General features: G+C 49.3%; 17 protein-coding genes. 12 read left to right on the top strand and 5 right to left on the bottom strand.

The window, feature by feature from the left end:
• Window positions 1-18: 18 nt before the first annotated feature.
• From trbB to QE396_RS23060, 9 genes are all read left to right on the top strand, one after another.
• Window positions 19-570 (top strand): type-F conjugative transfer system pilin assembly thiol-disulfide isomerase TrbB, encoded by a 552-nt coding sequence (gene trbB / locus QE396_RS23100; RefSeq protein ID WP_185791734.1) that lies wholly within the window; start codon window positions 19-21, stop codon window positions 568-570.
• Between the two features lie 93 nt (window positions 571-663).
• Complete coding sequence (traH, locus tag QE396_RS23095) at window positions 664-2,031, top strand: conjugal transfer pilus assembly protein TraH (RefSeq protein WP_104440548.1); 1,368 nt, start codon at window positions 664-666, stop codon at window positions 2,029-2,031.
• On the top strand, window positions 2,031-4,895 hold the full coding sequence (traG, locus tag QE396_RS23090) for a conjugal transfer mating-pair stabilization protein TraG (RefSeq protein ID WP_309952849.1): 2,865 nt from the start codon (window positions 2,031-2,033) through the stop codon (window positions 4,893-4,895). Before traH ends, traG begins: the two co-directional genes overlap by 1 nt.
• Before the next feature lie 496 nt (window positions 4,896-5,391).
• On the top strand, window positions 5,392-7,467 hold the full coding sequence (gene traD, locus QE396_RS23085; RefSeq protein WP_234047624.1) for a type IV conjugative transfer system coupling protein TraD: 2,076 nt from the start codon (window positions 5,392-5,394) through the stop codon (window positions 7,465-7,467).
• The gene (gene mobF / locus QE396_RS23080) at window positions 7,467-8,453 is read left to right on the top strand and encodes a MobF family relaxase (protein WP_309952846.1); all 987 of its coding nucleotides are present in this window, start codon (window positions 7,467-7,469) and stop codon (window positions 8,451-8,453) included. The genes traD and mobF overlap by 1 nt, the downstream gene beginning before the upstream one ends.
• Window positions 8,425-12,576, top strand: coding sequence for an AAA family ATPase (locus tag QE396_RS23075; protein ID WP_309952842.1), 4,152 nt, complete (start codon window positions 8,425-8,427; stop codon window positions 12,574-12,576). The genes mobF and QE396_RS23075 overlap by 29 nt, the downstream gene beginning before the upstream one ends.
• A 300-nt stretch (window positions 12,577-12,876) precedes the next feature.
• Window positions 12,877-13,188, top strand: a complete 312-nt coding sequence (locus QE396_RS23070) for a hypothetical protein (protein ID WP_185791731.1) — start codon at window positions 12,877-12,879, stop codon at window positions 13,186-13,188.
• 17 nt (window positions 13,189-13,205) lie between these two features.
• A complete protein-coding gene (locus QE396_RS23065; RefSeq protein WP_185791730.1) occupies window positions 13,206-13,775 on the top strand; it encodes an Ail/Lom family outer membrane beta-barrel protein in 570 nt (189 codons plus the stop codon).
• A 743-nt stretch (window positions 13,776-14,518) separates the two neighbouring features.
• Window positions 14,519-14,668: a hypothetical protein gene (locus QE396_RS23060; RefSeq protein WP_199802874.1), complete on the top strand. Its 150-nt coding sequence runs from the start codon at window positions 14,519-14,521 to the stop codon at window positions 14,666-14,668.
• 611 nt (window positions 14,669-15,279) lie between these two features.
• Here QE396_RS23060 and QE396_RS23055 read toward each other — a convergent pair.
• Window positions 15,280-15,726, bottom strand: a complete 447-nt coding sequence (locus QE396_RS23055; RefSeq protein WP_086463181.1) for a TonB family protein — start codon at window positions 15,724-15,726, stop codon at window positions 15,280-15,282.
• 624 nt (window positions 15,727-16,350) lie between these two features.
• Between QE396_RS23055 and QE396_RS23050 the strand changes: the two genes are divergently transcribed.
• Both QE396_RS23050 and QE396_RS23045 read left to right on the top strand, forming a co-directional pair.
• On the top strand, window positions 16,351-17,811 hold the full coding sequence (locus QE396_RS23050) for a colicin-like pore-forming protein (RefSeq protein ID WP_185791729.1): 1,461 nt from the start codon (window positions 16,351-16,353) through the stop codon (window positions 17,809-17,811).
• 1,638 nt (window positions 17,812-19,449) lie between these two features.
• On the top strand, window positions 19,450-20,439 hold the full coding sequence (locus QE396_RS23045) for a tyrosine-type recombinase/integrase (RefSeq protein ID WP_134179995.1): 990 nt from the start codon (window positions 19,450-19,452) through the stop codon (window positions 20,437-20,439).
• A gap of 173 nt (window positions 20,440-20,612) precedes the next feature.
• On the opposite strand, the gene QE396_RS23040 is transcribed toward QE396_RS23045, so the two are convergent.
• Both QE396_RS23040 and QE396_RS23035 read right to left on the bottom strand, forming a co-directional pair.
• On the bottom strand, window positions 20,613-21,122 hold the full coding sequence (locus QE396_RS23040; RefSeq protein WP_134179997.1) for a phenolic acid decarboxylase: 510 nt from the start codon (window positions 21,120-21,122) through the stop codon (window positions 20,613-20,615).
• 541 nt (window positions 21,123-21,663) lie between these two features.
• Window positions 21,664-22,023, bottom strand: a complete 360-nt coding sequence (locus tag QE396_RS23035) for a hypothetical protein (protein ID WP_134179999.1) — start codon at window positions 22,021-22,023, stop codon at window positions 21,664-21,666.
• Between the two features lie 1,355 nt (window positions 22,024-23,378).
• Between QE396_RS23035 and QE396_RS23550 the strand changes: the two genes are divergently transcribed.
• Window positions 23,379-23,612, top strand: a complete 234-nt coding sequence (locus tag QE396_RS23550; protein ID WP_134179815.1) for a type II toxin-antitoxin system YhaV family toxin — start codon at window positions 23,379-23,381, stop codon at window positions 23,610-23,612.
• Window positions 23,613-23,768: 156 nt separating this feature from the next.
• Here the strand turns inward: QE396_RS23550 and QE396_RS23030 are convergent, their stop codons facing one another.
• Together QE396_RS23030 and QE396_RS23025 are read right to left on the bottom strand one after the other, a co-directional pair.
• Entirely contained in the window at window positions 23,769-24,377 is a 609-nt protein-coding gene (locus QE396_RS23030; RefSeq protein ID WP_309952829.1) for an MFS transporter, read from the bottom strand.
• Window positions 24,378-24,408: 31 nt separating this feature from the next.
• Window positions 24,409-25,020 (bottom strand): MFS transporter, encoded by a 612-nt coding sequence (locus QE396_RS23025; RefSeq protein WP_309952827.1) that lies wholly within the window; start codon window positions 25,018-25,020, stop codon window positions 24,409-24,411.
• Window positions 25,021-26,053: the final 1,033 nt, after the last annotated feature.

Raw genomic sequence — 26,053 nt, 5'->3', positions numbered from 1 at the left:
GGAACAGAAAGGAGGTGAATGGTGTTATTCCGTTGGGGCAAAATGGCCCTCCTGATCCTTGCCAGTGGCGCATGTTGTCTCCACGCTACTACACGGGATGTGCGTCGGGTGCTGGAGGCAGGAAACGCCGAATCCGGGCAGAGGAGCGCACTTCTCCTCAGCCCTGACGTCATACGCTACCGTGATGAGCATCAAGATCCACCGCCTGATGCTCTCAATCCTCAGCCTCAGCCTCTTCAGAGGGGCTACCAGATTGTGTTGTTCATGCAGGGAGGGTGCCATTTCTGTCAGCAATTCGATCCGCAACTGGCGCAGCTGTCCCTGCAAACCGGACTGAAAGTCTTCCCGTATACCCTTGACGGTCTTGGCGATGCCAGTTTTCCCGCGGCTATTCCGGCTCCGCAGACGGTGATTGAGGCATTCTATGGCGATGGGCAACCCGTCGTGACGCCGGCGACATTCCTTGTGAACGTGAATACCCTTCAGGCATGGCCGCTGGCGCTCGGCATAGCAGACATGCCTGCAATAAAGCAGCGTATTACTCAGATCCTGAACGCTTCACCGGACTAGTCGATCGAGTTTATCCCTCAGCTTCGGCTTCACGTTCGGCGGGCCATGCTTCGCTATGCCATCGTCGACCCTCATGCAGCAGAGATAACCATCATGATGAAAATCATTCTCGCCGGATCGCTGATCGTTGCCGCGAGCACTTCAGCCTTTGCCAGCGTGGACAGTGACCTGAATACGTTCTTCAATAAACTGGGGTTTGAAGGGAATGCGACCAGGGCTGCAGCCTGGCAGGGGCAGGCCGCAGGCTATGTCACGGGAGGAAATCTGTTTTTGCGTAGTCAGGTCAAACAGATTCAGGTGATGTCATTGACTCCGCCATCACTGACGGCGGGGTGTGGCGGGATTGACGCTTACCTCGGTGCATTTTCCTTCATCAACAGCGATCAGCTGCAGCAGTTTGTGAAAAACCTGATGGCCAATTCGCAGGGGTATTTTTTCGATCTTGCCTTACAGACGGTGGCGCCGGAACTCAAGGACGCCAAAGACTATCTGCAAAAGATCGCAACAGACCTCAACAGCATGAATATCTCCAGCTGTCAGGCAGCACAGGGAATCATCGGCGGCCTCTGGCCTCGTACACAGGTGTCGCAACAGAAGGTCTGCCAGGATATCGCCGGCGATCATAATTTATTTGCAGACTGGGCGGCCTCCCGTCAGGGATGCACCGTAGGTGGAGAGATGGGCCACGTCATGACTAACGCGAGCCCCCAGGAGAAAGATCAGGTTCTGCGCAGTAAAAATCTGATGTGGGAAATTCTCAGCAGCAATGCCATGTTCGGCGACGATCCCGAGCTGAAGGAGCTGGTGATGAATCTGACCGGGACCCTCATTTACGATGGTAACGGGACGCCTTCTGTGCTGGTTCCTCTGGTCGACCATCCTGACCTGATTCGGGCGCTTATGTATGGTGGTGGCGTTCAGATCCAGCGGTGTGTTTCGCAGGGTGACTGTCTGAAAACGAAGACAGGGTACGTTACAGTCAGTGCAAACAATGCGCTGGTCAGAAAGGTCGAAACCCTGATTGCGGGGATCCGCGACAAATTGCGCACGGATGACGGGCTGACAGAGACAGAAAAGGGGTTCATCCAGAGCACATCAGTACCGGTATTGCGCTATCTCATCGATCCTATGCAGCTGGATCTGAATGTGAATATGCTGTCCGGACTGTCAGATTACATAGCCTATGACATGCTTCTGCAATACCTGAAAGAGCTTGTCGATCAGGCCAGAATGCAGATGAGCAGCAGAAACTATCCCGACCCTCAGATGGTGGCATTGCGTAAAAATGTCACCGAAGCCTCGGCCCAGGTGGAGGCCCTTCAGCAACAGGTGCAGACCAAAGCCGATGCGCTCATCGAGCTGGACCGGCAAATGAACTACCTGCGGCAGGCAACGTCCAGCCAGCTGCTGGAACGCTACCAGCAGAACTATCGTTTCAGCGGGAATGAGGGGGGACTCTGATGGATACGGTCTATGTCCTGACCGGAGGAGAGTTCCTCGGGACTGTTTTTAACGGCGTCGCGACGCTGACGGGCACCACAGAGTGGTCCTCCATGTTTCGGATCGCCGCGCTGATGTCCGCGATGGTGTTATTCTCCTTCTATCTCCGGGGGCAGGATCCGCTGGAGGTCATTAAATTTCTGATGGCGTTTCTCCTGCTAACCAGCATTCTGATGGTCCCTAAACGCACTGTACAAATCATCGATCGTTCGGATGCCTCCAGTATTCATACCGTTGAGCATGTCCCGCTCGGGCTGGCCGCCCCCGCAAAATTTATAACAACCCTGGGGACGGCACTGACAGAGGCGTTTGAGACGGTATACCACGTCCCGGATTCGGTAACGTACAGTAAAACCGGCATGTTGTTTGGCGCAAATCTGGTGGGAGCGGCCACGGATTTCATGTTCCGCAACGGTGACCTGGCTGAACTGTTTACAGCCTATGTCCGAAACTGCGTGGTGGGTGACATATTGCTTAACCACAAGTACTCCTTTCAGGCTCTCATGACGAGCACAGATCCCTATTCGCTCATTTTCAGCCGGCCCAGCCCATTGCGCGGCGTGATGGTGCCCGCGGGTAATACTCTTGCAAACCGGGAAGGTTTCTGGACCTGTGAGGCGCTGGCCAGTCAAGTACTGAAAACCCAGTTGAATGCCGATACCATGTCAGGCGGTAAAACCTGGGAGTATTACGTTTCCCGGATTACCGGCGCCAGAGCGAACAGCAGCGCCCTGTTCGGTACGCTGATGGCAGACAGCTATAATTACTATTACAGCGGGGGGGCAACGGCGAGTCAGATCATGCGGTCTGCGGTGGTGATGAATGGTCTTAAACAGGGCATTTCAACCTACAGCGCGCATAACGGGGATGCCGCCGGGCTGATTAACCTCGCCACGCAGTCATCCTACGCCAAAATGCGTCTGAGTCAGGTTACCTCCGGCAGTATCGCCACGACGTATCTGCCGCTGATGAACACCGTCCTGCTGGCGATGGTGATCGGCCTCTTTCCCGTGATTATTCTGCTGGCGACCCTTCATTCTCTGACGCTTCAGGTACTCAAAGGGTTTCTCTTCACCCTGATTTATCTCCAGGCCTGGGGACCTATGTTTGCCATCCTGAACTATGCCGTCAGTGCATGGCTGACCAGTAAAACTCACTCTCTCAGTTTCTCCCTGGCAAATCTGTCCGTTATTCAGCAGACCCATGCCGATATCGGTGCCATTGCCGGCTGGCTGTCGCTGTCTATCCCGTTTCTGGCTATGGGGCTGGTCAAAGGGCTGGGCAGCGTCGTATCGCAGGCGGGCAATTACCTGGGGACGGCCATGAACAGCACCGCTTCATCTGAAGCCGCGCGTGCCGGTGACGGCGTATGGGCATTCAATAATCTGCAAACGGATAATGTGGCGGGGAATAAATGGGATACGAACTATGTCCGACGCAGCGGGATGGCGACCACTCAGCTGGCAAATGGCGCGATGGCCAGCCAGACCCAGGATGGCAGTTCAGTCTACGACACCAGTACCGCGATTTCGTGTCTGCCTGTCGATATTCAGCTGGATCGCGCCGCGGTGAGTGGATTTCAGCGCCAGGAGCGTGAGGCACAAGGGCAGTTGCACAATCTGACGACCTCGCTGGGACAAACAATTAACTCAGGGGTATCCCAGCTGTCACAGTGGGCACGCCAGCGTGGCCACAGCGATACTGTCAGCCAGGGGACAGACCAGAGCATCAGTACCAGCGATGCGCAGGCGATCAGCCAGCTTCAGAGCGTGGTCTCACGCTATGCCCGCGACAATCACGTCAGCGAGTCGGAGGCCCTCCGGGCGGCGATGGAGAAAAGTCAGCATCTCGCACTCAGCGCCGGGGCGGGTGCGTACGCGAAAATTGATTCCGGTGATGAGATTTTTGGCAAACTGGCCCGTCTCGGCACCGGGGCGAGCGCAGGTGCGGATGTGCATTCCAGAGTGGATGCCAGCGGGCAACGCGGAACCAGCCATGGCGTCAGCAGCGAAATCAGCCATCGCCAGGGTCAGTCACAGGATTTCAGCGTTCAGGATCTGAGGGATATACGCCATGGTATGGATGTCATCACCAGCCACCGCGTCACCGATAACAGCAGCCACACCGAAAATGCTTCCGGTTCACTGCTCAACCAGATGGCCGCGACGTTCAGTGACATTCGCACTCAGGCAACCCAGTTCAGCGACACACAAACCCGGTCTCTGGAGTCTGCCCGGCTCGCAAGCTTTGTAGAAAATCACAGTGCGGCGATACGCAGTCATGCCACGCAGGAATTTGTGGAGTACGTGAAGCAGAGGGTGCCGGATGCCGATGCGATTCTGACCGATGTTTCCTCACCACAGGCGCGCGAAAAACGCGAACAGCTTGCCGCGCAATTTGTGCAGGAAAGAATGATGCCACAACTTGTTGCCGCATACCGGAAGGGGCAGGAACTCACGACACAAGAGGCGGGTTCATCCGCGCCGACCGGCGTGCTCCCGCAGAAAATCCGTAATGATTTCAACACGCGTCAGCATGAGATCCTTCAGACGGCCGCGGTTGAGGGTGCCCGCGACGATGGCAGTCTGGAGGCTGACGTTACTGCGCACGATCATGGCTCCCGGACATCACTTGAGACTGCCCAGCAGGCTATTAATGCCAGGCAGGCAGAAATAACGGCTGACACGGCTCATCTGTCTCAGGCCTATCAGACCGAAAAAAAAGAATTTGATGAAGTAAGGCAAAAGGAAACGGCCCGTCAAGAGGCGTCTTCTGCGCCGGGCACATTATCTGAGACCAAAGGCGAAAATAACCACACCGGGTAACCCTTACGCTTATCCAGTATTAATATACTGTCCATGACGACGTCATGTCGGGTGACATCCCCTCGGTTTTCCTGAAAGCGTGCTCTCACTCCGTCGTGATCGTCCAGATTTTGAAGCCACTGTATATCAGCCAGAAAGATCTCCCGGTCCGTGATAAATGCTGAGATCGCTTTCACTGTACAGGTAGCCCTTAAATTCGAGTGTTTCGCATCCTGATGTGAGCAGGCACTCACTCTTCGTAAACCGCACTGAGAGTCAGCATAGGTCCAGCAAATTCAACCCAAAAATGGGTACCTGTCCCCTCATCCTGTCAGCCGGATCCACGCATGTGAGACAGAACAGTCTCTCGTTTTCAAAATACCGCGGTTTTCTCCAGGCATCGTGCATGCCTGTTTCGGTTCCGCCACGGTTTTATATTTACCCGGCCAGGCAGCGAATATGCCGGGAAATATTGCCTGCAGGAACACTGCCAAGAATGGATATATCGGGAGGAGACATGAGTGTAACCAAAAATATAACGCAGGGGGGCCAGGTCTTCAGCTATATGCTGAATATGTTTATGCAGGTTAACCGGCGTATCGCTTTCTGGCTGTGTAATCTTTTTATTCTGCTCGTGCCATTTTTTTTCTGGTTGCGGGTTCCCTGGCAGGAGATCTGCAACGGCGCGTTGTACTGGTGGCTATCCGTCACCGCGAGGGGGGAACACGCCCTGTTTACGGTACCACCTGTTTATGCCGTCAGGTACGAGGGCCAGATACTGCACTTCACGTCCGGAGCGATCCTGAAAGATCCCTATATGACCTATGCCGGTCAGCTGGTTATGCAGGAGCTGGGGATTGCCGTCTTACTGGGCAGTATCGTGGTGCTGGTGGCAGGGTATGCCATCTACTACTGGCTTAAACGGCTTGGGGAGAACCAGGCACAGGATGTTCAGACCGGTGGGCGGACGTTAACGGAAAATGTGAAATCGGTGACGCGCATGCTGCATCAGTCGGGAAACGCGTCGACGCTGCATATCGACCAGCTGAGCCTGGTTCGCGACAGTGAACTTAAAAATCTGCTCCTGCACGGTACGCCCGGGTCCGGAAAATCGAATGCGCTGAATAAATTGCTCCGTCAGTTGCGGGCGCGTGGGGATATGGTGGTGGTGTATGACAAAGGATGTTCACTCGTAAAACGTCACTACAACCCGACGACAGACAGATTACTGAATCCGCTCGACAGGCGCTGCGAGTACTGGGATCTCTGGCTGGAGTGCCAGTCCACACCGGATTACGATTCCATCGCCAATACGTTGATCCCGCAGAGTACGCGGGAAGATCCCTTCTGGACCGGGGCTGCCCGTACGATTTTTACTGCAGTCTCTGCTCGTCTGAAAAACGACCCTCAGCGAACCTACAACCGTTTGCTGCGCACCCTGCTGGCCATCAATCTGGAGGCATTGCGCGAATACGTTGCGGGGACAGAAGCCTCTAATCTGATGGAGGAAAAGGTGGAGAAAACGGCGATCTCCATACGCGGTGTTCTGACGAATTATGTGAAGGCACTGCGGTATATGCAGGGAATCGAACACACCGGCAGGCCGCGTTTTGCTATCCGGGAATGGATGACACAGGTAAATGAGCCCGGACAGCCTCGTGGCTGGCTGTGGATCACATCTAACGCCCGACAACACACGTCGCTCAAACCCCTGATCTCCATGTGGCTGGCTCAGGCCGCAAACTGTTTGCTGGAAATGGGGGAAAATTCGAACCGTCGGGTGTGGTTTATTTTTGATGAGCTCACCTCCCTGCATAAACTTCCTGAGTTGCCGTTGGTCCTGTCTGAGGCTCGTAAATTTGGTGGCTGCTTTGTCCTGGGGTTCCAGAACAAACCGCAGCTCGATTTCACGTATGGAAAGGACTTTGCCGACGCAATGATGGACCTGCTCAATACGCGCTTCTTTTTCCGTTCACCGGACGAAGGAGTGGCCAGCTACGTCATGCGTCAGCTGGGGCAGCGGCGTGCCCGCATCTTCAGTGAGCAGTACAGCTATGGTGCTGATACGGTACGTGACGGGGTGTCATTCAGTAAGCAGGAAGAAGATCGGTATCTCGTTAACTATTCGGATATCCAGTCCCTGCCAGATTTAAGTTGCTTTGTCACACTGCCCGGGCAATACCCGGTGGTACGAATGAATATACGCTATGAAGATCTCGATACCATCGCCCCTGAATTTCTTCCGCGTGAGCTCAATGACAGCCTCGATCAGGAAATTGAAGCGGAAATCCGCTCCCGGGACCAGGAAGATGAACGTGTGATGCGGCTGCTTGCGTCGCTGGAGGGAAGCCCGGGAGAAGCTGTCCCCGCGGGCCGTGCCTGCGGCGCGGACCATCCGGCATCAGCAGAGGATGCCTTAGGAAAGCGGAGGATGCCGGAGGGCCTGATTGTCGAGGAGATGACCGGGGAAAGGGGGATGAGACCGGAGCTGGAACGCACGGGCTTGCCGGCGGCGCATGCGCTTCGTGCAAGCGAGCAACAACTTCTTACGCATGCCCGCTCGGATAACACCCCGCCCGGAGATGACTGGTAATGCTGACGATCGCCCCGGTCGCCAGCGGCGGTGCGGATTATTACCTCGCCGGGGACAATTATTATTTTCTGGGCGAAAAGGCCTCCTGCTGGATGGGGACGCTTGCCCGGACGATGGGTCTGCAGGGGAGCGTAGAGTCCCACGATTTTGACCGCGCGCTCGCGGGCTATTTCCCGGGAGGGATCAGTCTTGCAAGAATGTCTGGCGGAAAAAATATCCATCGGCCCGGCTACGATCTGACGCTGTCTGCACCAAAAAGTGTTTCCGTTCTCGGGCTGGTTATGGGGGATCGGCGCTTTCTCGAGGCGCACCAGCAGGCGGTCAGCGTAGCGATGAACGAAATTGAACACCTCGCCACGACACGAATTATGCGTGACGGGGTGAAGCAGACCGTCTTGACCGGAAAAATTCTGGCCGCTGCGTTTCATCATGATACGTCACGAGAGCTTGATCCCCATCTCCACACCCATCTCATTCTCCTCAACATCACGGAATATCTGGGGCGGTGGAGAACACTGTCCACCGATATGGCCGGGAAAAGTGGTTTCATTGAAACCCTCTTCGCACTCCAGGTGGCCCTTGGAAAAATTTATCGCCATGAACTCCGTCAGCGCATTGAAGCGATGGGTTTCGAAACGGTCATTACAGGTAAAAATGGACTGTGGGAAATTGAAGGCGTGCCAGTGGGATTATTTTCAAGGCGCACCGAACGTATACGGGCTGCGGTGGGTGAAGATGCCCCCCTGAAGGCACGCGATATCGCAGCGCTGGCAACCCGACTGCAAAAACAGGGATTGCCGGACCGGTCAATGCTGCTGGCGGACTGGGAGCAACGGCTGGAACAGAATGGCTTTACATACCCGACGCTGCTGAAGGCGGCGGCTGAACGAAGCAGGCGGGAGCGAGAGACCATCGCTGAGACGCAGACTCTGCCTGCTGATGTTCGCCAGGCAGGCAGTGAGAGATGCCATATCGTTGCTCAGTGAGAAACGCACCCGCTTCACGTACTCCGACGTGCTGAACCGAAGCCTGAATAATCTTGATGCCCGATCGCATATAGCCCTGCTGGCCCGACAGGCCATTGAAGAGGCAATCAGTACACAACTGCTTATCCCCCTCGATCGTGAAAAAGGCCTGTTTACGTCTTCGCTCCATCTTCTGGATGAACTCAGTTTGCAGGACCTGGCGGGCCAGTTACGAAATGAAACCGTGCCCGGAACGGCACGAACGCGATGTGCTTCGGACATATTGCCGACACCACTGACAGACGGGGGGCTACCCATCGCCATTATCGGTCTGGCCGGCGGGATGCAAAACCTGAGTAAAACGGTTCTGGCTGCCGCTGACCTTGCCAGATCGCAGGGGCGTGCATTCCGTGTTCTGGCCAGTGATAAGGCCGTTGCGCGGTTCCTGGAAAATGAATCGCTCAAGCCAGGATCGGTGCTCACCCTCAACAGGCTTTCTCAGGCCCCACTGCCGGAGAAGGCCACCTGGGTTGTCGCCGGCGCTGAAACCTTTTCCGTCCGGGACACAGTAACCGTGATGGATACCGTACTGCGTACGCAGTCACAGCTCCTGCTGATCGACAACAGCGGCAGGCAGGGAACCGGTAATGCGCTTCAGATCCTGGAAGAGGCTGGTGTGGTCAGGCTGCACGGGACATCGGCGCCGGTCACTTATGCTGTGAAGAGCGAGGCGGATAAGATTCAGCGCTATGCCTTACTGGCGGAGGAGTATGCGGGGTATTTCAGGAAAGGTGAAACAGTCGCCGCGCAGGTCAGTGGATCCCGCGAGCAGGCCGCCCTGACCGCCAGGATCCGCAAGACGTTATCTGAGCGAGGATGCCTCGGTAACAGGACGGTCAGGATCGATACACTGCTTCCTGTATGGCTGGACCGTAAAAATCGCCGTCAACTGGATACTTACCGGGAAGGGATGGTGCTGGAATACCGGGAACCCGAAAAACGCTCGATGGTGCGCTACACCATCGACAGAGTCAGTCCCGAAACACGGTGTCTCAGGTTACAGGATGACGCAGGCCATAAAACAGGCGTGAAATTGAGCCAGATTAATGCCGACTGGGGGTTGTATCAACCGCACACGATTGAGGTCGCAGAGGGAGAAAAACTCATCTGGTTCGCCCGGCAGGGAAAAACAGGTTCACGTGACAGTGTCACGGTAAAAACGATAAGCGACACGAGCCTGACGGTGAGACATCACGGAAAAGACCGTGTCATTTCCCTGCATGAACCGTTAAAAGCGGGTTATGGCTATGTCACTCCATTGGGAGGCTGCGTGCAGGAAAAGGGGGTTGTCCTTGCCGCCGTCGCCAGTCGCGAAATGACCGGCAGAATGCTTGGCACGCTGGCCCGGAGCGGACACCGCATTCGCATCTTTACGCCACTTGCACCGGATGATGCCCGGCGGCGGCTGTCACGCTTTTCAGGCCCCAGCACCGTGCTTTCTCAGGTAAAACAGAATGGAGACGAGCTCATGGCCGCCCTGGATACCCGGCGGGACGCGTTAATGAGCGTCACGGAAAAAGCAGTCAGACAGGCCGTCAGCCTGACACAGGGCAGCAATGTATTTTTTAACCGCATGGACGTACTCGCAAATGCACTACCGCTTCACCCCTCTCTTGGCAAAGAGGCCGTGGACAGAGAACTGCGCCGGCAGATCCGTACCGGCGAGCTGATCCCCGTTCCTGGATCGCAGGGAGCAGCGCTGCAACGCTATGTGGCGGCCGAAACGTACGAGGCCGAGAAGCGCATTATCCGGCTTGTGGCAGAGGGGCTGGGCACGCAACCGCCTCTGATAGCGCCGGGCACGGTGATCCTTCCGGCAGGACTCACGGACGGCCAGCGCCACGCGTCCCGGCTGATCCTTGAAAGTGCCGATCGTTTCGTGGCCGTTCAGGGCTATGCCGGGGTGGGAAAGACAACGCAGATGAGGGCGGTCCTTACAGCGCTTGAGACCCTACCGGCACCGGGGCGGCCAGTGGTTGTCGGGCTGGCCCCCACGCACCGTGCCGTGGGAGAAATGGTGCTGTGCGGGATAAAAGCACAGACTCTGGCCAGCTTTCTGATGGAGACGGAACGCGAGATTCAGTCAGGGGCGTCTCCGGATTTTCGGCAGACTCTTTTTCTGATGGATGAGTGTTCGATGGTCGGGAACCGGGATTTTGCCGAATGCCTGCAGCATATAGCGAACGGGGGAGGTCGAGCCGTATTGTGTGGCGATCGCGACCAGCTGCTCTCGGTTGCGAATGGCGCGCCTTTTACGTTATTACAGGAGCGGAGCCCCCTGGATACGGCGATCATGAAGGATATTGTTCGTCAGGTACCCTCTCTGCGGCCTGCGATTTATGCACTGACGAACCGTTGTGTACCCGCAGCACTGGATATTATTCGTCAACAGGATCCAGATACCGTTCCGCGTGAGCCTGACCAGTGGAAACCAGCCGGGGCTGTGATAGCACTGCCACAGACGGCAGATCAGAAAAAAGAGGAAGGCGATCGTGTCCTGGCTGCGGTAGTGGCGGATTTTACGGAACGAACGGCAGAAGGCAGAGCATCCACCCTGATTGTCACCCAGACAAATGCTGATAAAAATGCAGTAAATGTTGCCATCCATCAGCGATTGCAGGCCCGCGGAAAGCTGGGGACGGAAACGGTTATTACGGTTCTGGACAGAGAGAAAACGCACAGCGATCGGCTCAAATCCGTACAGGGAATGGCTGAACATGCCGGCAAGACGGCGCTGATTAACGATCGTTACTACGAAATTCGCGTCAGAAAAGACAGCCAGACAGGCGGGATCGTGGAGCTGGTGGATGACACAGGACAGGTGGAGTTGTTCTCTGCATTTGAAAGCAGCCTGCGCGACGTGGCTATTTTTACGTCTCGCCAGATAGCCATTTCTGTTGGCGAGTGTGTGACCTTTTCTCGCTCCGATCGTGAGCGGGGACGTACCGCTGGCGAAAACTGGCGGGTGTCTGCAGTCGCCGAAACCGGCGAAATTCACCTGACCCGCGCTGAGATCACCCGGATACTGAAACCGGGTCAGGAGATGGCGGACCGGCATCTTGATTATGGCTACGCCGGCACGACACACAAGGCACAGGGCGCGAGCGCCAGATATGTCATTGTTCTGGCAGGCGCAGAGGGCGCGCGCGCGTCTCTCGCCACGCTTCGTGAGACCTATGTCGCGCTCTCCCGGGCTAAAGAGCACGTTCAGATTTATACCGACAACCTCGGCAGATGGCTGGAACGGGTTGCCGGATCGTCAGACCGTCCAACCGCACATGATGTTCTCCTGAGCGAAAACGAGCGAATGACGGCGCTGGCCCGGCGTCTGTGGAAGGGGGCAAAACCGCTGAATAAAATGGCCTGCGATCGTCTCATACAGGATCTGCCTGGCGTATGCCGGGTGGCCAGAATCATCCCGGCTGGAACAAAATACCCCTCACCTCATATCGCTTTGCCGGTGTTTGGCCCAGCCGGAAAACTGGAGGCAATCATGCTCTGTCCGGGAGAATGTGATGAGAACGGACGGTTAGGACGACTATCTGGTGAATGGCACTGCCTGGGGGGAGACGACGCAGGGTTTACGCTGATACAGCGGAGCTTCAGCGGGAAAACGCGGGAGGCGGATTCAGTCAGTCACGGTCTGATCCTCGCGAAGTCATACCCGGAAGAGGGTGTTATCGTCAGAGCGCCGAAGGCTACGCTGCAGGATTTGATTGTCCGGAGTGTGACAGGAGGAACTGTTACGGATATTTACGCCCGGGAAAGTCCGGAGATGGCGGTTCCATCGTTCGCTGAGACGTCCCGCCTCAGAATGAACGACAGACTGAATATGGACGAGGCGGTACTCGCAGAAGTATTACGCCAGCAGAAGGAAGCTCGTGATTACAGCCGGTCTGTCGTCGCGTTTACGACCCGAGAGGTAAGCCCGTTACATCATCTTCAGTATCCGGAGCCCGAGTTTGAGAAGGGGAGGAAGACTTTGTCTGAGCGACATCCCGGAAGGCAGGCCCGGGCGAAGGAAGAGGAGGGGCAACAGACTTACCCGGGCATAACGAAGGAAAGAGATGAACCAGACCGGTAATCCGGTTCATCAGAACCGGTGTGAAGATATCCACAGATTCGGGGGATATCGTTACCACAACATGTGTATAACACTAGGTCTCTGGCGAATAGACCGGAAAATTTTAGGGCGGTTGAAACTTGCGAAGATAAATTTTGCGTAACCTCACAAAATAATAAAATTAAGAGAATGTTTCCAGTGGTGGCGTAATAACTCTTGTGCTGTTGACGAAATATTTATTTTCTGCGCGGTGTTGTTGGGTACAATAATTCTGTCAAAAGCGCAGGAGTAGAGCATTATTTTATAACCTGAGGGCATGTTATGGACGTCACTGAGATCTATTACATTAAGAGCAATAGCATTTATTCACTTCCGGAAGCATCTTATCGTCGTTTTATCGTTATTCCTGTCTTACTTGCTATCGGGCAGGGCACAAAAGCGTATGCGAGGCAGGTAGTGAAAAGCAATAATATCGAAGTGGTAAGGGCAGAAGCTCAACCGGGGAGCGTAAACTGTACCGGTTGGACGGGGGTTATTGAGCCCAATCAGTCTGCAAGTATTGCGGTAGAGGAAAAAATATCCCACGGTGGAAATACAACGGGCGGTATCACCGTTTTAACGGGGAAAGCATAACAGCATTAAAAAGAACTGTGAGAACCATCATCAAAATTAAAACTGTTCTTCTCTCATTGTTTTTTTTTGCTGTCTGTACTGGAACAGCAACAGCTGGAACGCTATTTACAACGCTTGGTTATGCGTTTACCCATGAACGCCATGTGCAAAGTGCCGATGGGTTTACGGTGAAATACGGGTACCGGGAAGATGGTTCCTCTGTAGGTTTTATGACCTCCTTGTCATATCTGTATTCAGACAGCAACCCTAAGGGGGATGGCATCAGGGGACATACATCAAAAAACTTAAAGAACAGTGACATAAAGTATTTTGGCGTCGGTCCGTTCTGGCACGTCACGCCTGCAATGAGTCTGTATGCCACGGCAGGCGTCGGGCGGGTGGCGATTCAATACCGAAACACGAAAGATGATGTCGTCACGAACACATCTTACAGGCGAACAGGTTTCGGTTACGGCACGGGAGTCATCATTAATCTGACGGAAAATATTCTTTTTAGTATCGGGACGCAGTCGGTAAAGTATGAAGATAAAAAAGTGAGGGGGAAGGTTCTCAATATGTATGATGTCAGCCTGGGATATCAGTGGTAACCTGATACGTCTAACGGGATAAATGTCTCTTTACGGATAACAACGTCGACGATCCAGTTTTATACGGCTTCATTTTAAAATTGCTTATAAATATTTTCATAAATGATATGTGGCATTCTATCAGATGAGAAGTTTTTCGCCGACTTACGCAATGAATCAAATGTTCATCTAATGAAAGAATACTCACGAAAAGACTATATTTAATAAAAAAAGTAATAAATCATAAGGAAGGGGACAGATGCCGGGACATCACTTATGGGTACGATTTTTAAAGAATATTATAATGTGTGTCATTATATTGCTTATTCTTTTAGGCGTACTGGCTTACTGGATTTTTCCTTATTCACCGGGCATCGGGCAAACTTTTTAAAGTAAATAATAGGACTAAAGTTTTCTCTCCTGGTATGGTTTTTAGTATATCATTGGACCGGTCCTATAAACAAAGCTGATTTTCACTAGTGAATGCGTACTCTTAGGAGCCATAGAGAATGCTTATGCTTAACGATTTCGGGGAGGCAATACAGCAACTGGACCTCAAAAAGGCATAAACGATGCCATACTGGATTTAAAAAATAGTTACAACATACACTAAGATTTTCACGTCGATACACGCTTCAACACTTCAGCTGATGTTTAGGGCTGAATAGAGTGACGAATCGGCGAGGTTGCTAAAGGCTACCTGGTGGTCAATCATAATATTCAGGTAATGGTCAGCAGAGTAGCAACCACCACGTAAGCAACAGATGATTACACTCAGCGTGATCGAGAACCAGGTTTCCCTTCTGGATGAGCCGGATACCCAGGCCTTCTTGCAGGTTAAGCTGAACGTCGCGGTGATAGAATTCCTTATATTATGCGACAGTTTCGCGCCAAAGCTGGGAAAGGTCATTTAAGCGCAGCCGGTCGTCTGGTATATCGTCAAGGAGTGGCTAATCTTTGGTGGTCGCAATGAAGCCTCACTTCAGGCGGCTCAGCAGTTGAATTCGTCTGGGAACAGAAAGAACCGTTGTTGAATGTTACTTACCACAATGCTATCTGCGAGACCAGTCATAATGAGGGTAGACGCATTTCTGAGAACATCCGGTAGGCGGCATCAGAGGCTGGACTGGCAACGCCAGCACAGGACGATTATACCGCGCCCCTTGAGAACAACAACAATCTGGCGGAAGTTCTGGGGCTGACCGATTATAAATATGCTAACAAAAGGCACCCCACCTGAAACTATTGCTGCCTTTCCATAGGCTGTGAGTGCCGCGCAGGCGCATGTACCCATCCGTACAGCCTCGGCCATCAAAAAATTCCAGTGAAGTTCTATAAATTAAGCTTTTACCTCGATTGAACTGGACAGAACTATCTAAAATCTTTGACTCTGCCAACTCCATGATTACTCAGTAGTTGGCCAACTTAGCCGCTAAACTGAAGAAGTAGCGAGTAGGCATCAGAAGTTATTGAGCCCCGTATCATAAAGAGCTGAAGCTCAACACTTTTGAATCCTTCCTGGTCTTTACTTTGTGTAAGTATTATCTGTTTTTATTATCACCGGGGGACCGGAAAATTTTGGACCTTCTTTAGGGCTAAAACTAATTCTGCTTTCAACGTTGTTTTTTGGATAACCCGGTTTAAAGCGCCATTTACTGATGGCACTGCGAACTTCCCGATCAAATACTCCCGGTGGTGTCGACTCAACAATTTGAACGTTCTCAGCATAACCTGCATCTGTGATGCGGTAACGCGCAGTCACTATGCCAGACTTAGTTGAACCATATGCTTTAGCTGGGTAGTAGGGCAGTGATTGCCTAATTATAAGGTCTGTGGGTGCCGCTGAGGTAGAGAATGTTGGAAAGTCATCTTGTGCGCGAGCCTTTTGGCTATCTGTAGCTTTGTTCGAAGCACAACCCATCAAAAACAACGGTATTAAAAGTACTGATGATAAAACTCGAAATGAAAGCATTATGACATATCCTTAGGTTTGTAAAGAAATCATAGTAATACAATGATTAAAGAAAAGTAAACTGGGTAGTATAAATGCGTTGCCTGGAGTTCATGGTTCGTATATACACACCTGATTTCCACATAAAAACACAGCGTGGTTCAAATATCTCTATCCTTTTTAAGGAGTGCGGATGTTTTTTTAATGGTTGTGATCTTCTTATTGATTAGAACATTATTAGGATTTTTGGATATTTCCATATTGTGAAAAAGTTACTTAGATCGCTTGGACATCCTTCTGGAGGCTTTTGGTAATATAGATATCATAATCTAATATATCATCTCAAGGTATGTTTTCGAGAACAATTCAACAAATAGAGTCATTTGTAGTGCGTATCCAAAGGTTAAGGATAAGAGTGACGATCCATGCCTGTAAATAGCGAAAAATAAGAAAAAAAAACCTGTTGACGACGTAAGTTCATGAGGACTAACATGTGTAGTACTGTATGCATGTACAGTTGTGTGGGGCGAGATGTCGATGTTTTTAAGTATTAAAAATTACCAAAATTAATTTCACTTACGGCACTAAATCGCACATTACGCTCTTTCTTAAAACATTGAAATATACATAACAAGAGGAAATAATATGCCAGGATTTACAGGTTTTGGTGGTAGCTGGAACAATGGTGTTCATAGTGGTGGAGATGATTCTGGTAGCATTGGAGGTGGTTCTGGGAATACATCGCAGGCACTTGGACAGTTTGCAAAACTGACGGGAGTGAAGCCTTCCGAAGTTTCAAACTTTCGAAGCGATGGCGAGGGTGGATGGTCGGGAGATATTGCTGGCGTAGGTCCAGTTCATGCTTTTGCTGACGAAATGGGAGGCTATACCAGCCCTACAGGGAACAGTGGAGGTTCTGGTACCAAACATACATCGTGGGGAGAGTTGAGTAATGATGGGACTGGTAACAGCACTATGAATGGAATAAAACTAACTGCCGAAAATTCACAAGTCGTAAATGAAACACCAACTAGTCAGGTTCGAGTTCTGAATTCGATACTTGACCGATCTTTTATGAAACCTGAACCCGGGGAACACTCTGGGGTAACAGGAGTATCTGCCACTACGCCCAGTCGTATAACCTTGGCTAATAATGCTGTGACTGCGGCTCAACTTAAAGCAAAGTTAGCGGCAGATAATCTCGCCAAGGCAAACGCAAATGTTCCTCAGGCCAAGTCACGTTTGGCAATTGCTGAAAACGCAATCCCAAAATTACAAGCCGAAGTGAATACTACCCAAAAAGTATTCGATACTGCTCAAGCTAAAGCTTCATCCATGGCCGAGTTTGCAAAAGCTGATCCCATTTCTAATCAGTTTCGTGCCTGGCAGCAGGCCGGCTATGAAGCTCAAAAGGCTCAAAATGCCCTAAACAGCTCAAAAAAAGCTTTAGCAAACGGAAAAAGTGAGATCACGGCCGCTCAGCAGGCTCTGGCAGATGCTCAAAAAGCATTACCAATAGCTGTCACAAACAAACAGAATGCTGACAAAGATGTTGCTTCTGCAACTGATATGAAAGACGCAATTACGACGACCACCGCATTTTTTGAATCCGTATCGAAAAAGTTTGGGGATCGAGCTGCTCGTCTTGCTCAGGAATTTGCTGCACAAGCAAGAAGTGCAAAGATTCGAAGTGTGCCCGAAGCACTTGCTTTATTTGATAAATATAAAGGAACGGCTGTTAATAAGTTGAATGCGGCGGATAAAGCTGCTATTTCAAATGCTTTTAAATCTCTAAACCAAGCTGACATTGCCAAGCAACTCGCTGCTTATTCAAAAGTATTAGGGACTTTCAATAAAGCAATGGATCTTGCTGATCTAGGTGCTGCTGTTAAAAAAGGTATTGAAACAGGTGAATGGAAAGATGCGATCACTAAACTTGAGTCTATCGCATTAACTAATACTGCGGGGCAATTGGCTGCTATTGCGTTCGCCGCAGCTGGAATGCCTATGGGGATTATTGGGTTTGGTATTACACTTACTCTTGCAGGTGTTATATTTAGTAATGAAAATGTGCTAAAAGCGATTAATTCCTCGCTCGGAATGTGACAAAAAAATGCTAAGGCAAATATTGCCTTAGCGTTTCTTATTAATGAAGGGATAACACATAAGCAAGGGTAGTGAGAAAATGACACATAAGAGGTATATAATAGGAAACGCACTCCATGATGGACTATTCGATCCGAAATAGTCATTCCATGTTTCTTTTTTCATTACTTTCAATGTGATCTTCTCAAAAACATAAAAGTCAAACGGGAATGCAAGTGCGCTTATTAGAAGATATGCTGCTACATACGGCATGTAAGGTATATACGCCGGGTATATTCTTCCTTCGTTTAAATCGTTTAAAATTGTATAAATCAAGTAACCACACCCAATGAATCCCCATAGGCAATATCTTAAATAATATTTAATAGTCATTTTGTATAAGTCTTAAGTGTTTAATTCACTATCATTCTATCTGAGTTTGGCGAGAGAGGCAACAACGGTTTAGTAAGCGAAGTATAATGCGCAATTAAAAATATAATTTATATGGCGAGATGTTTTTATAATGTGCTTACGTATGCTTCTAGGGTTCTATTAATATATCTGATTAGCCACATTATATATATAAACGATATGAACTATCTGTTCCTGATAGTAAAGATAGTTCATCTGGTAGCTCGTTCAGACATGCCTCAAAGATGAAAATGACTATTTGGTGTACTAGACAATTCATTACGGTTACGGCAGATGTGTTTGAACAGCAGGTCAAGATGCTCACCCCCTATCCCCGCGAGGCCGTGGCGAGTATACCGGCGGCGATGTACAGGAACGATACCATGTCCTGCCAGCTCCGAGGAGAATTCAGGTAAAGCCGGGGGACAGTGCAGTCGGGACATCCTTATACAGCGGAATGACGACTGCGGCAGACCCAGCTTAGTTCATCGCCTGGCCCGGTCCGGCCGGAAAACAGCTAACGAGTTGATTGAAAATGGAGGTTAATAATGATTTAACTTGCCCGGGCTGATAAAAGTCTACTTATTAAAAGTTCTTTTTTCGCGCTGATCCATCACTACATAAAATGGCATCTCATCCCGTCCAGTTATTCATTTCTCAGTAGTCCCGTTCCATAGTCATTATTTACTGAAGCACTGGACGGCCACGCTGGAATATTTTCCCAAGCTATCATTATTTTCTGGCTAATAATTAGCTGCCATATAGACACGCTGTTAAAGTACCGGAAGCATGTCTCGCGTTGATCAGATTTTTGCGTTATTTCGCAGTTTCGGGAAGCGTACCACGATCATGGAATAAGCAAAGCGGCCTTTTTTACCCCAGCAGGCCGGATTGCGGGGCAGGGGGGTAACACAATATGTAGATGAAAACGGCGCTGACGGCGTGTCACATGTTGTGTTTCCGCGCCGCAGCACGCCGGTGCGTTTCCGGCTGATCCGGAACAACCATTTTTCGGATCTCAGGAGAGGAAAAGAAGCTTAGCAGCGTTACAGAGTACAGGCACCTACCCGAATCTGACCATCAACAGCTGTTCGTGCTGCAATGTCCGAAGAATGGTTTCAGTCTCTTCTACTTATTAAAATGTACCTTTGAAAAAGTAGACTTTCACACAGCTCTTCTGGCAGGATCACTTCCCCCGTTTTTTTCATAGCGCACTCCGGACATTTGCCGGCTGGACGAGATACCGTAATGAATTTTCCGAAGGATGATCCGGAACTGAGCCGCCTGGCGGTGATAAATTATCCTGATCAGGAATACCTTCCCGCAGTGACAGGACAAAATGTCTCCCTGAATCCAGTCAGGGCATATCTGCTCTCGCTCAACTCCCCGCGCAGCCGGCAGACGATGAGCTCATTCCTCGGTATTGTTGCCAGATTACTGGGGGCGGAGAGTATCGATACCTGTGGCTGGGGAAGCCTCCGCCGACATCACGTAATGGCGGTCACAGAGCTTCTGAGAGATACCGGGCGTGCGACAGCCACCATCAATACCTATCTCTCAGCACTGAAGGGCGTCGCTAAGGAAGCCTGGATGCTGAAGATGATCGATGTTGAAAGCTATCAGCATATTATTGCTGTCCGCAATCTAAGGGGAACACGGCTACCTCGCGGACGAGCACTCAAGGCTGGTGAAATCAGGCGTCTTTTTTCTGTCTGTGAAACTGACAAGAGTTATATTGGCCCCCGTGATGCGGCTTTACTGGCGGTCATACTGGGATGTGGGCTGCGTCGTTCAGAGGCAGTAAGCTTAGATATAAGTGACATTGTCACTTCTGAAAGGGCGCTGAGAGTACTGGGAAAGGGAAATAAGGAACGACTGGCCTATATGCCTGCCGGGGCCTGGCATCGTCTGCAGGTCTGGATCGAAGAGGTGCGTGGTGAACAAAATGGGCCACTTTTCAATCGGATACGACGTTTTGATACCCTGACCAATGACAGACTGACCGACCAGGCGGTGTACCATATCCTGCAGGTGCGCCAGAAGCAGGCCAGCATTGCGCAATGTGCCCCGCATGATTTGAGACGAACTTTTGCGACCGCGATGCTGGATAATGGCGAAGATTTAATTACTGTTAGGGATGCGATGGGGCACGCGAGTGTTACCACCACACAACAGTATGACCGTCGTGGGGAAGAAAGATTACGGGCGGCGCGTGAAAGGTTGAATCTGTTCGGGTGAGGAAGATAAATCCACTTCCTGGGGGAGATAAAGGCCTGAATAACTAGAGTAGGGGAATGCTGGCGTTACTCCCCTTTTCCTTTAATGAGACAAAATCCACGGATAAAAACGGTGAGATTAAGGCTGCAATGACACAGCCTTTTTTAATTAGTTACATTAGTAATACTAAAGGACTATTTTTTTAGGTTATTTGGAAAATCATCGGGCAACTGATCAGGCGGGCAATTAATAACAGATTCATTATTCACGCCGCTGTCATTTACGAATGTGATGGTTGCAAACTCGTCAATGACTTCAGTCGGGTAGGCAGGACCAGCGCTGCGATACTCTTCCATTTTATCGAGGTGATCGTTCTGAAAACAAACCGTTTTTTCTGGATTGTTTATAACCCAGCGAGGGAAGAAAATGGTTCCATGGAAAAGCTTGTCTCCCAGATTGGCAATCAGACTCACATCTGTACCGGTTGGCTCAGTCCAGGATACCTTATAGCTCTCCTTACCGACACGAACGATGTAGACGTGCTGGTCCTTGACCCAGCGGCCGCCAACCATACCGCTGTGAATACGGTAATCAATAGTATTTTCATTTTTAATGTAAAGCTCATAATTCCAGCCGTTGTCATAAGTATAGACAAGATGTTTGCCAGTAAAGCCGGAGAGATCATCTTTATTAAAGTCTGTCATGTCACATCTCCTAGATACGTAAATATAGTACCCGCAATGGGAATTAATAGTATAAAAGCTTTTTGAAAAAAATCGTTTAGGTATGTAAGAGCATGTAAATCGCAGAACTAAATATTAGTTAGTATTGTGGTGTATATAAATTCATGCCGCTTATGTTATTGGATGAGTTGTTAGTAATTACAGTGCAAGAAACTATTTAATGAATGTAATTTTTCATCTTAAAAATTGGCTTTGTTGTTAAGGTTGATCCATGTCAATTATTTATCATGCCATCTTAACAGAATATCTTATTGTCTATAAGAGAGTAGGGGGGGATATTACATCAATGCTAGAAGGGGTAACGAACATTGTTATAAAGTACATATAGTGTACCGCAGGCATATTGCCGACGTTTGCTTGGTGACTTTCATAGTAGTAAAGGTGTAGTGAAGGAAGTCGAGAGGCTCTATCCAATATGGATCCACAATAACCTAGTGGAAAGATTACACTACCTTCACACCATATAACCGTCTAAGAATCCCTTCCTTTAGGGAGGGTAGTATCAATCGCGGAGATAAGATATATCGACAGGGAAAGTTTTTGTGAGACTTATCAGGCGGCAACTTACCAGTTTTTCCCTGTCTGCGTACCAGAAAGAAAATTGCCCGGTGGTCTGGTTAAAAACCATCTGATCAAGATTAGCGAATGGGAACATAAGAAGTGGTCCCTTGCGAAAGTGTCCTCCTCCTGTTTCAAACTGATTCACACCCCATGATTCCTGCGAGTGTTCGTAAAGGTGAAGTATGACTTCGATCTGGCCACGCATTGGGCAAAGCAACCTTACATCTGAATTTTCGAGGGATAAGGCATACGATGTTACTGAATAAAAAAAGGCTAAAGCGAGAGTGATTACGTATTTCATTAAGGAAAGTCCTTTGACATCCTCTCCGTCCTATAGGACGGAGGTTGCTACTGCCAGGCGGCGAAGCCCTGCCGCGAGAATGTTTTTTTGCGGCGGTTAGTGTTAACCAAAAAAGGATCGAACGCCGTTCTGGCGCTTCGCTCTGCCCTGAAAAGGAAGATGCTTCCCGCAAAAAATCTGGTGAAATTAAATTGCTGGCGATTTAAAAAAAGCCCTGCCGCCATACGCCCGCAAGCGGCAGGTTCTCATCAGCACGTTTTGGATGACAACATTGATGAGAATTAAAGTCCACCGGAGGTGGTGGAGACACTACGACGAGTTTTCATTATAAAAACCCCCGCCAGAGGCTAGCTAACAGGGAAGTTACTAAATGTCGAAGACCATTGTTACGCATGATGTCTGGTGGATTCAGACCAGACGGCAAGACTATACCGGTAAAGGTATTAAATAGGTATTGTTTATCTATTAGAAAAATTTAATCTTCGTAAAATCATGTAATTCATGTAATGAGATTGGAGCGAATGTTAATAAAAAATATAGAGTGGTAAAATGTTGCTATGTGAAAGATAATGTCAATTATAATTTCGCAAGAACGTTATGTGTTTTTTAAAAATTAGGGGTGTTAAACTAGATTTATATCGTTTGAGCTTATTTTCAGTGTTATGTATTAAGTGGTCTGATTAATCATACATCAGCCAAATATTGGACCCACCCAAAATTTTCTCCAGCATGTGATTCATTTCTCGATCGCATTTGCTGGCCCAGTTAGTCGTTCTAACTGGGCTCCGTTTGGGAAACAGAAACGGAAAAAGAAGCTGGCAGAAGGAAAGTATCGTCCTTTAAGATCTGCTGATGTTAGTCAGTACAAAAAACAACCTTAACGTACAATATTTTCCGTTTCCCAAACGGACCCTTAACTGCATGCTGAAGCTGTATTTTCGTCGCAAAGGCAAACAATATCTGCCGGTACGGAACCCATCGCCGCTGACCACACCTGAAGCGCTAAACTAGAGCGGGTCAGTCGGTTTATGCATATGAGAGACAACCCATCTATTTAACTAGTTGATTTTAAATATATAAAATAATGAATTTAACATAATCTTTGTTATGCGCACTGTTTGTGAGGTGGCTAAATTTACAGGAACATGGGTCGCTTTCACTTGTCAATCGTCGCTGTGGCCATCTTAACAACCGATATTGGATGCCGGGCCTCGCTGAACGTGCACTGTGTATGATTCGCAAAAGCTACACTGATTTGGTCCGACTTTAGCCTGCAAGAAGCTCGCCGAGATTCATGAGCTGTATCTGGCCAAAGTGACAGTACGCAGGCTGGTTTAAGGATCTCCACGCGAGTTATGGCCGCCACGTGTCCATCAGCAACGCCAGCGTCGGGCCTTTACCGGATGTGTTGGCAGATTGGTGCGGGACGTTATCGTTTATTTATCCGGTATAACATGGCTCAAAAAGTCATTGTGTTGGGTTGGATGAATAACGAAAGTACTCTGCGGGCTTACAACAGCAAAACGGACACGTACCCTTGTTTTGCAGCCATTATCCCCTTCGTCCCGTGCCACGAGCAGTCCAGTTAACAGCCATGCTATAACCGTTCCCGCGCCACGTTAAAGGCACCATCCAATCAATCAAATGCGTCTACACGCATCAGCCGTTATGGTTGTCCCATATGAACGAGAAGTGGTCATTTTGAGGCTGAATGCAATGCCCTGCCCTAATAGAATCTATCAGTATTATGGATCCTGAAGACGTGCAAGCATGCTGATCCTGCAGACATAGATAATTGTACAAAGCAGTACACTAAGTAAGGCGGTACATATAAAAACTCCTGCCCCGGTCATGGCCAGCATCACGCCACCAATTAACGGCCCGACAGCAACGCCCAGTGTGGACAACGTGGAGGCACCAAGATAGGCTCCGCGATGTTCAACGGGTGCCAATTGATCGAGCATAATATTGAGGTTTGGCATCAGAATTGCCTCCCCCACGCTGAACACAGCAGTTCCCATTAGCCATGCCCACATTTCCGTTGAGTGTGTGAAAAAAAAGCAGAGCTGAGAGATAGCGAAAATTATTCCCCCCAAAAGAATACGTTTGGGTAGGCTGACTTGCGTCAGAAAGCGCATAATAAAACTTTGAAATAAAAGTACCGTACAGGCATTCGTAACCAGAATTACGGTGATCAACTTAACCGCCGCATTGCCGTCAAGCAACATCAGGTATTGAGGCAAAACGGCTTCATAATGGATATAAACGACACTGCATAACATGCTGCACAGCAATGCTGCAATATAAATTCTGTCCCTGGCAATAATCCCTATCACCTGATGCAGTTTAATCACTGGAGCGCTGTTTTTCTGCTCGCCAGACAGTTTACCCGCAGGAATAAAAAAGCAGCACGTAGACAAAAAACGGCAGATAGGTTAGTCCGGTTAACAGGAATGTTCCCTTCTGCGAAGTCAAGCCAAAGACTATCCCTATCAGTGGACCAAACACTGCCGCGACGTTGATCAGGTAGTAACGCATTTGAAGGGCTAGCGCGCGACGACGGCTATCAACCAGCAAATCACTCATCAGGGCTCTGACCGGGGGATCAACCCACGCAAAACAAACTCCGATGATCATCAGGCCAGTAATAAACAGCCCCATCCCGGTGGCTTGCGCCAGAGTAATATAACCCACGGCGGAAAACCCACAGCCCAGCAGAAGTATAATCCGCCTTCCCAACCTGTCAGAAATCTGCCCGCCATACATACCGAGCACCACTGAGATCAGGGCGCTGCTGGTCATCACCACACCAATAGCGACAGGCGACATATGGTAATTCTTCGTCATGATGACTGCGATAAATGGCCATGCCATAAAATAGCTAAACCGTATTACAAATGTAAAAAAGAGCAGTGCATGGACAGTCGCCGGGAAGGTTTTTAGCGTTTGAAAAAGACCTGGTGCCACACTAACTTCAGCGGCAGGTTTTGTTGTCATAAGTTTTCCTAATCATTACCTATTATTAATAGATCAAGGCGCTATAGATTATAAGGGATTAATATTAATAAAGTTATCAGGCGTCAACCGCAACACAAATGTTAAAAAATTGTATAATATGCAATCTTATTATGTGAAGATGCTTCTTTATAGTGAATTATATATGAAAAGATAAGGCAGGCCACAAATTGCGATACTTAATACCAAAGCAACCGCTATCCTAACCAGGGCGCAGGCCTGCCGTTTCTCTGAGAACAATGATCCGGTATGGAACATGCGAAGATTTGTGACTTACACTGTTTGATAATGGCAAATCTGACATCTTTGTAAGAATAAATAACAGGATTAGGACGGATTAACAGGCGTTCATTTTTACCATGGCAATCAACATAGCTCTGGAATTGTAAACAAATAGCTCATTCAAATAATTTTTTAAATATCAGATGCCTTCCTCCACCTTAATAACCCTCTTTAATTTTACTGGTTGCCAGTAACTGAAGTAAAGCATTCTTGTTGTACTTATTAAACTTTACAAGATCAGGTTATGATAGATCCTACATAGTTATCTTCCTAAACTTTATTTAAAAAAATCCAGGTGATTTTCAATGGATCTTATTTAACTGCTAATGCTGATATAAACATATCTTCCACATTACTAAATAAGACCATGTTTACGATAATTAATGTATTTAGATATCAACTGTCGCAGGTCTCAAGTCTATAATCCCCTCCTTCATACATTCGATGTGAGTACAGCATCGGAACGTAGAAATTTTATTATTAATTAGATTTCAGTGGATAAGGGAGCTTCAGGCTCCATGTTTTTACACTGTAAATCTTGCCACGAATTAATTTCTTAATGAGCCGTTTTTATGGCTATACCTGTGGTGTGGTAATCCCGGCAATTTATGAAAACTTTCATTCAATATTATCCGCAAGCTTCAAACGTATTGAGGACCGCCATGAACATGGGAAATTGTGCAGAATGGGATATTGTTTATCAGTCCCGGGCAAAATTTGTGCGCAAATAGTC

This window comes from Enterobacter sp. SORGH_AS_0287, from assembly GCF_031453695.1.
Lineage (GTDB): Bacteria > Pseudomonadota > Gammaproteobacteria > Enterobacterales > Enterobacteriaceae > Enterobacter > Enterobacter ludwigii.
This window is presented reverse-complemented; position numbering and strand designations above follow the sequence as displayed.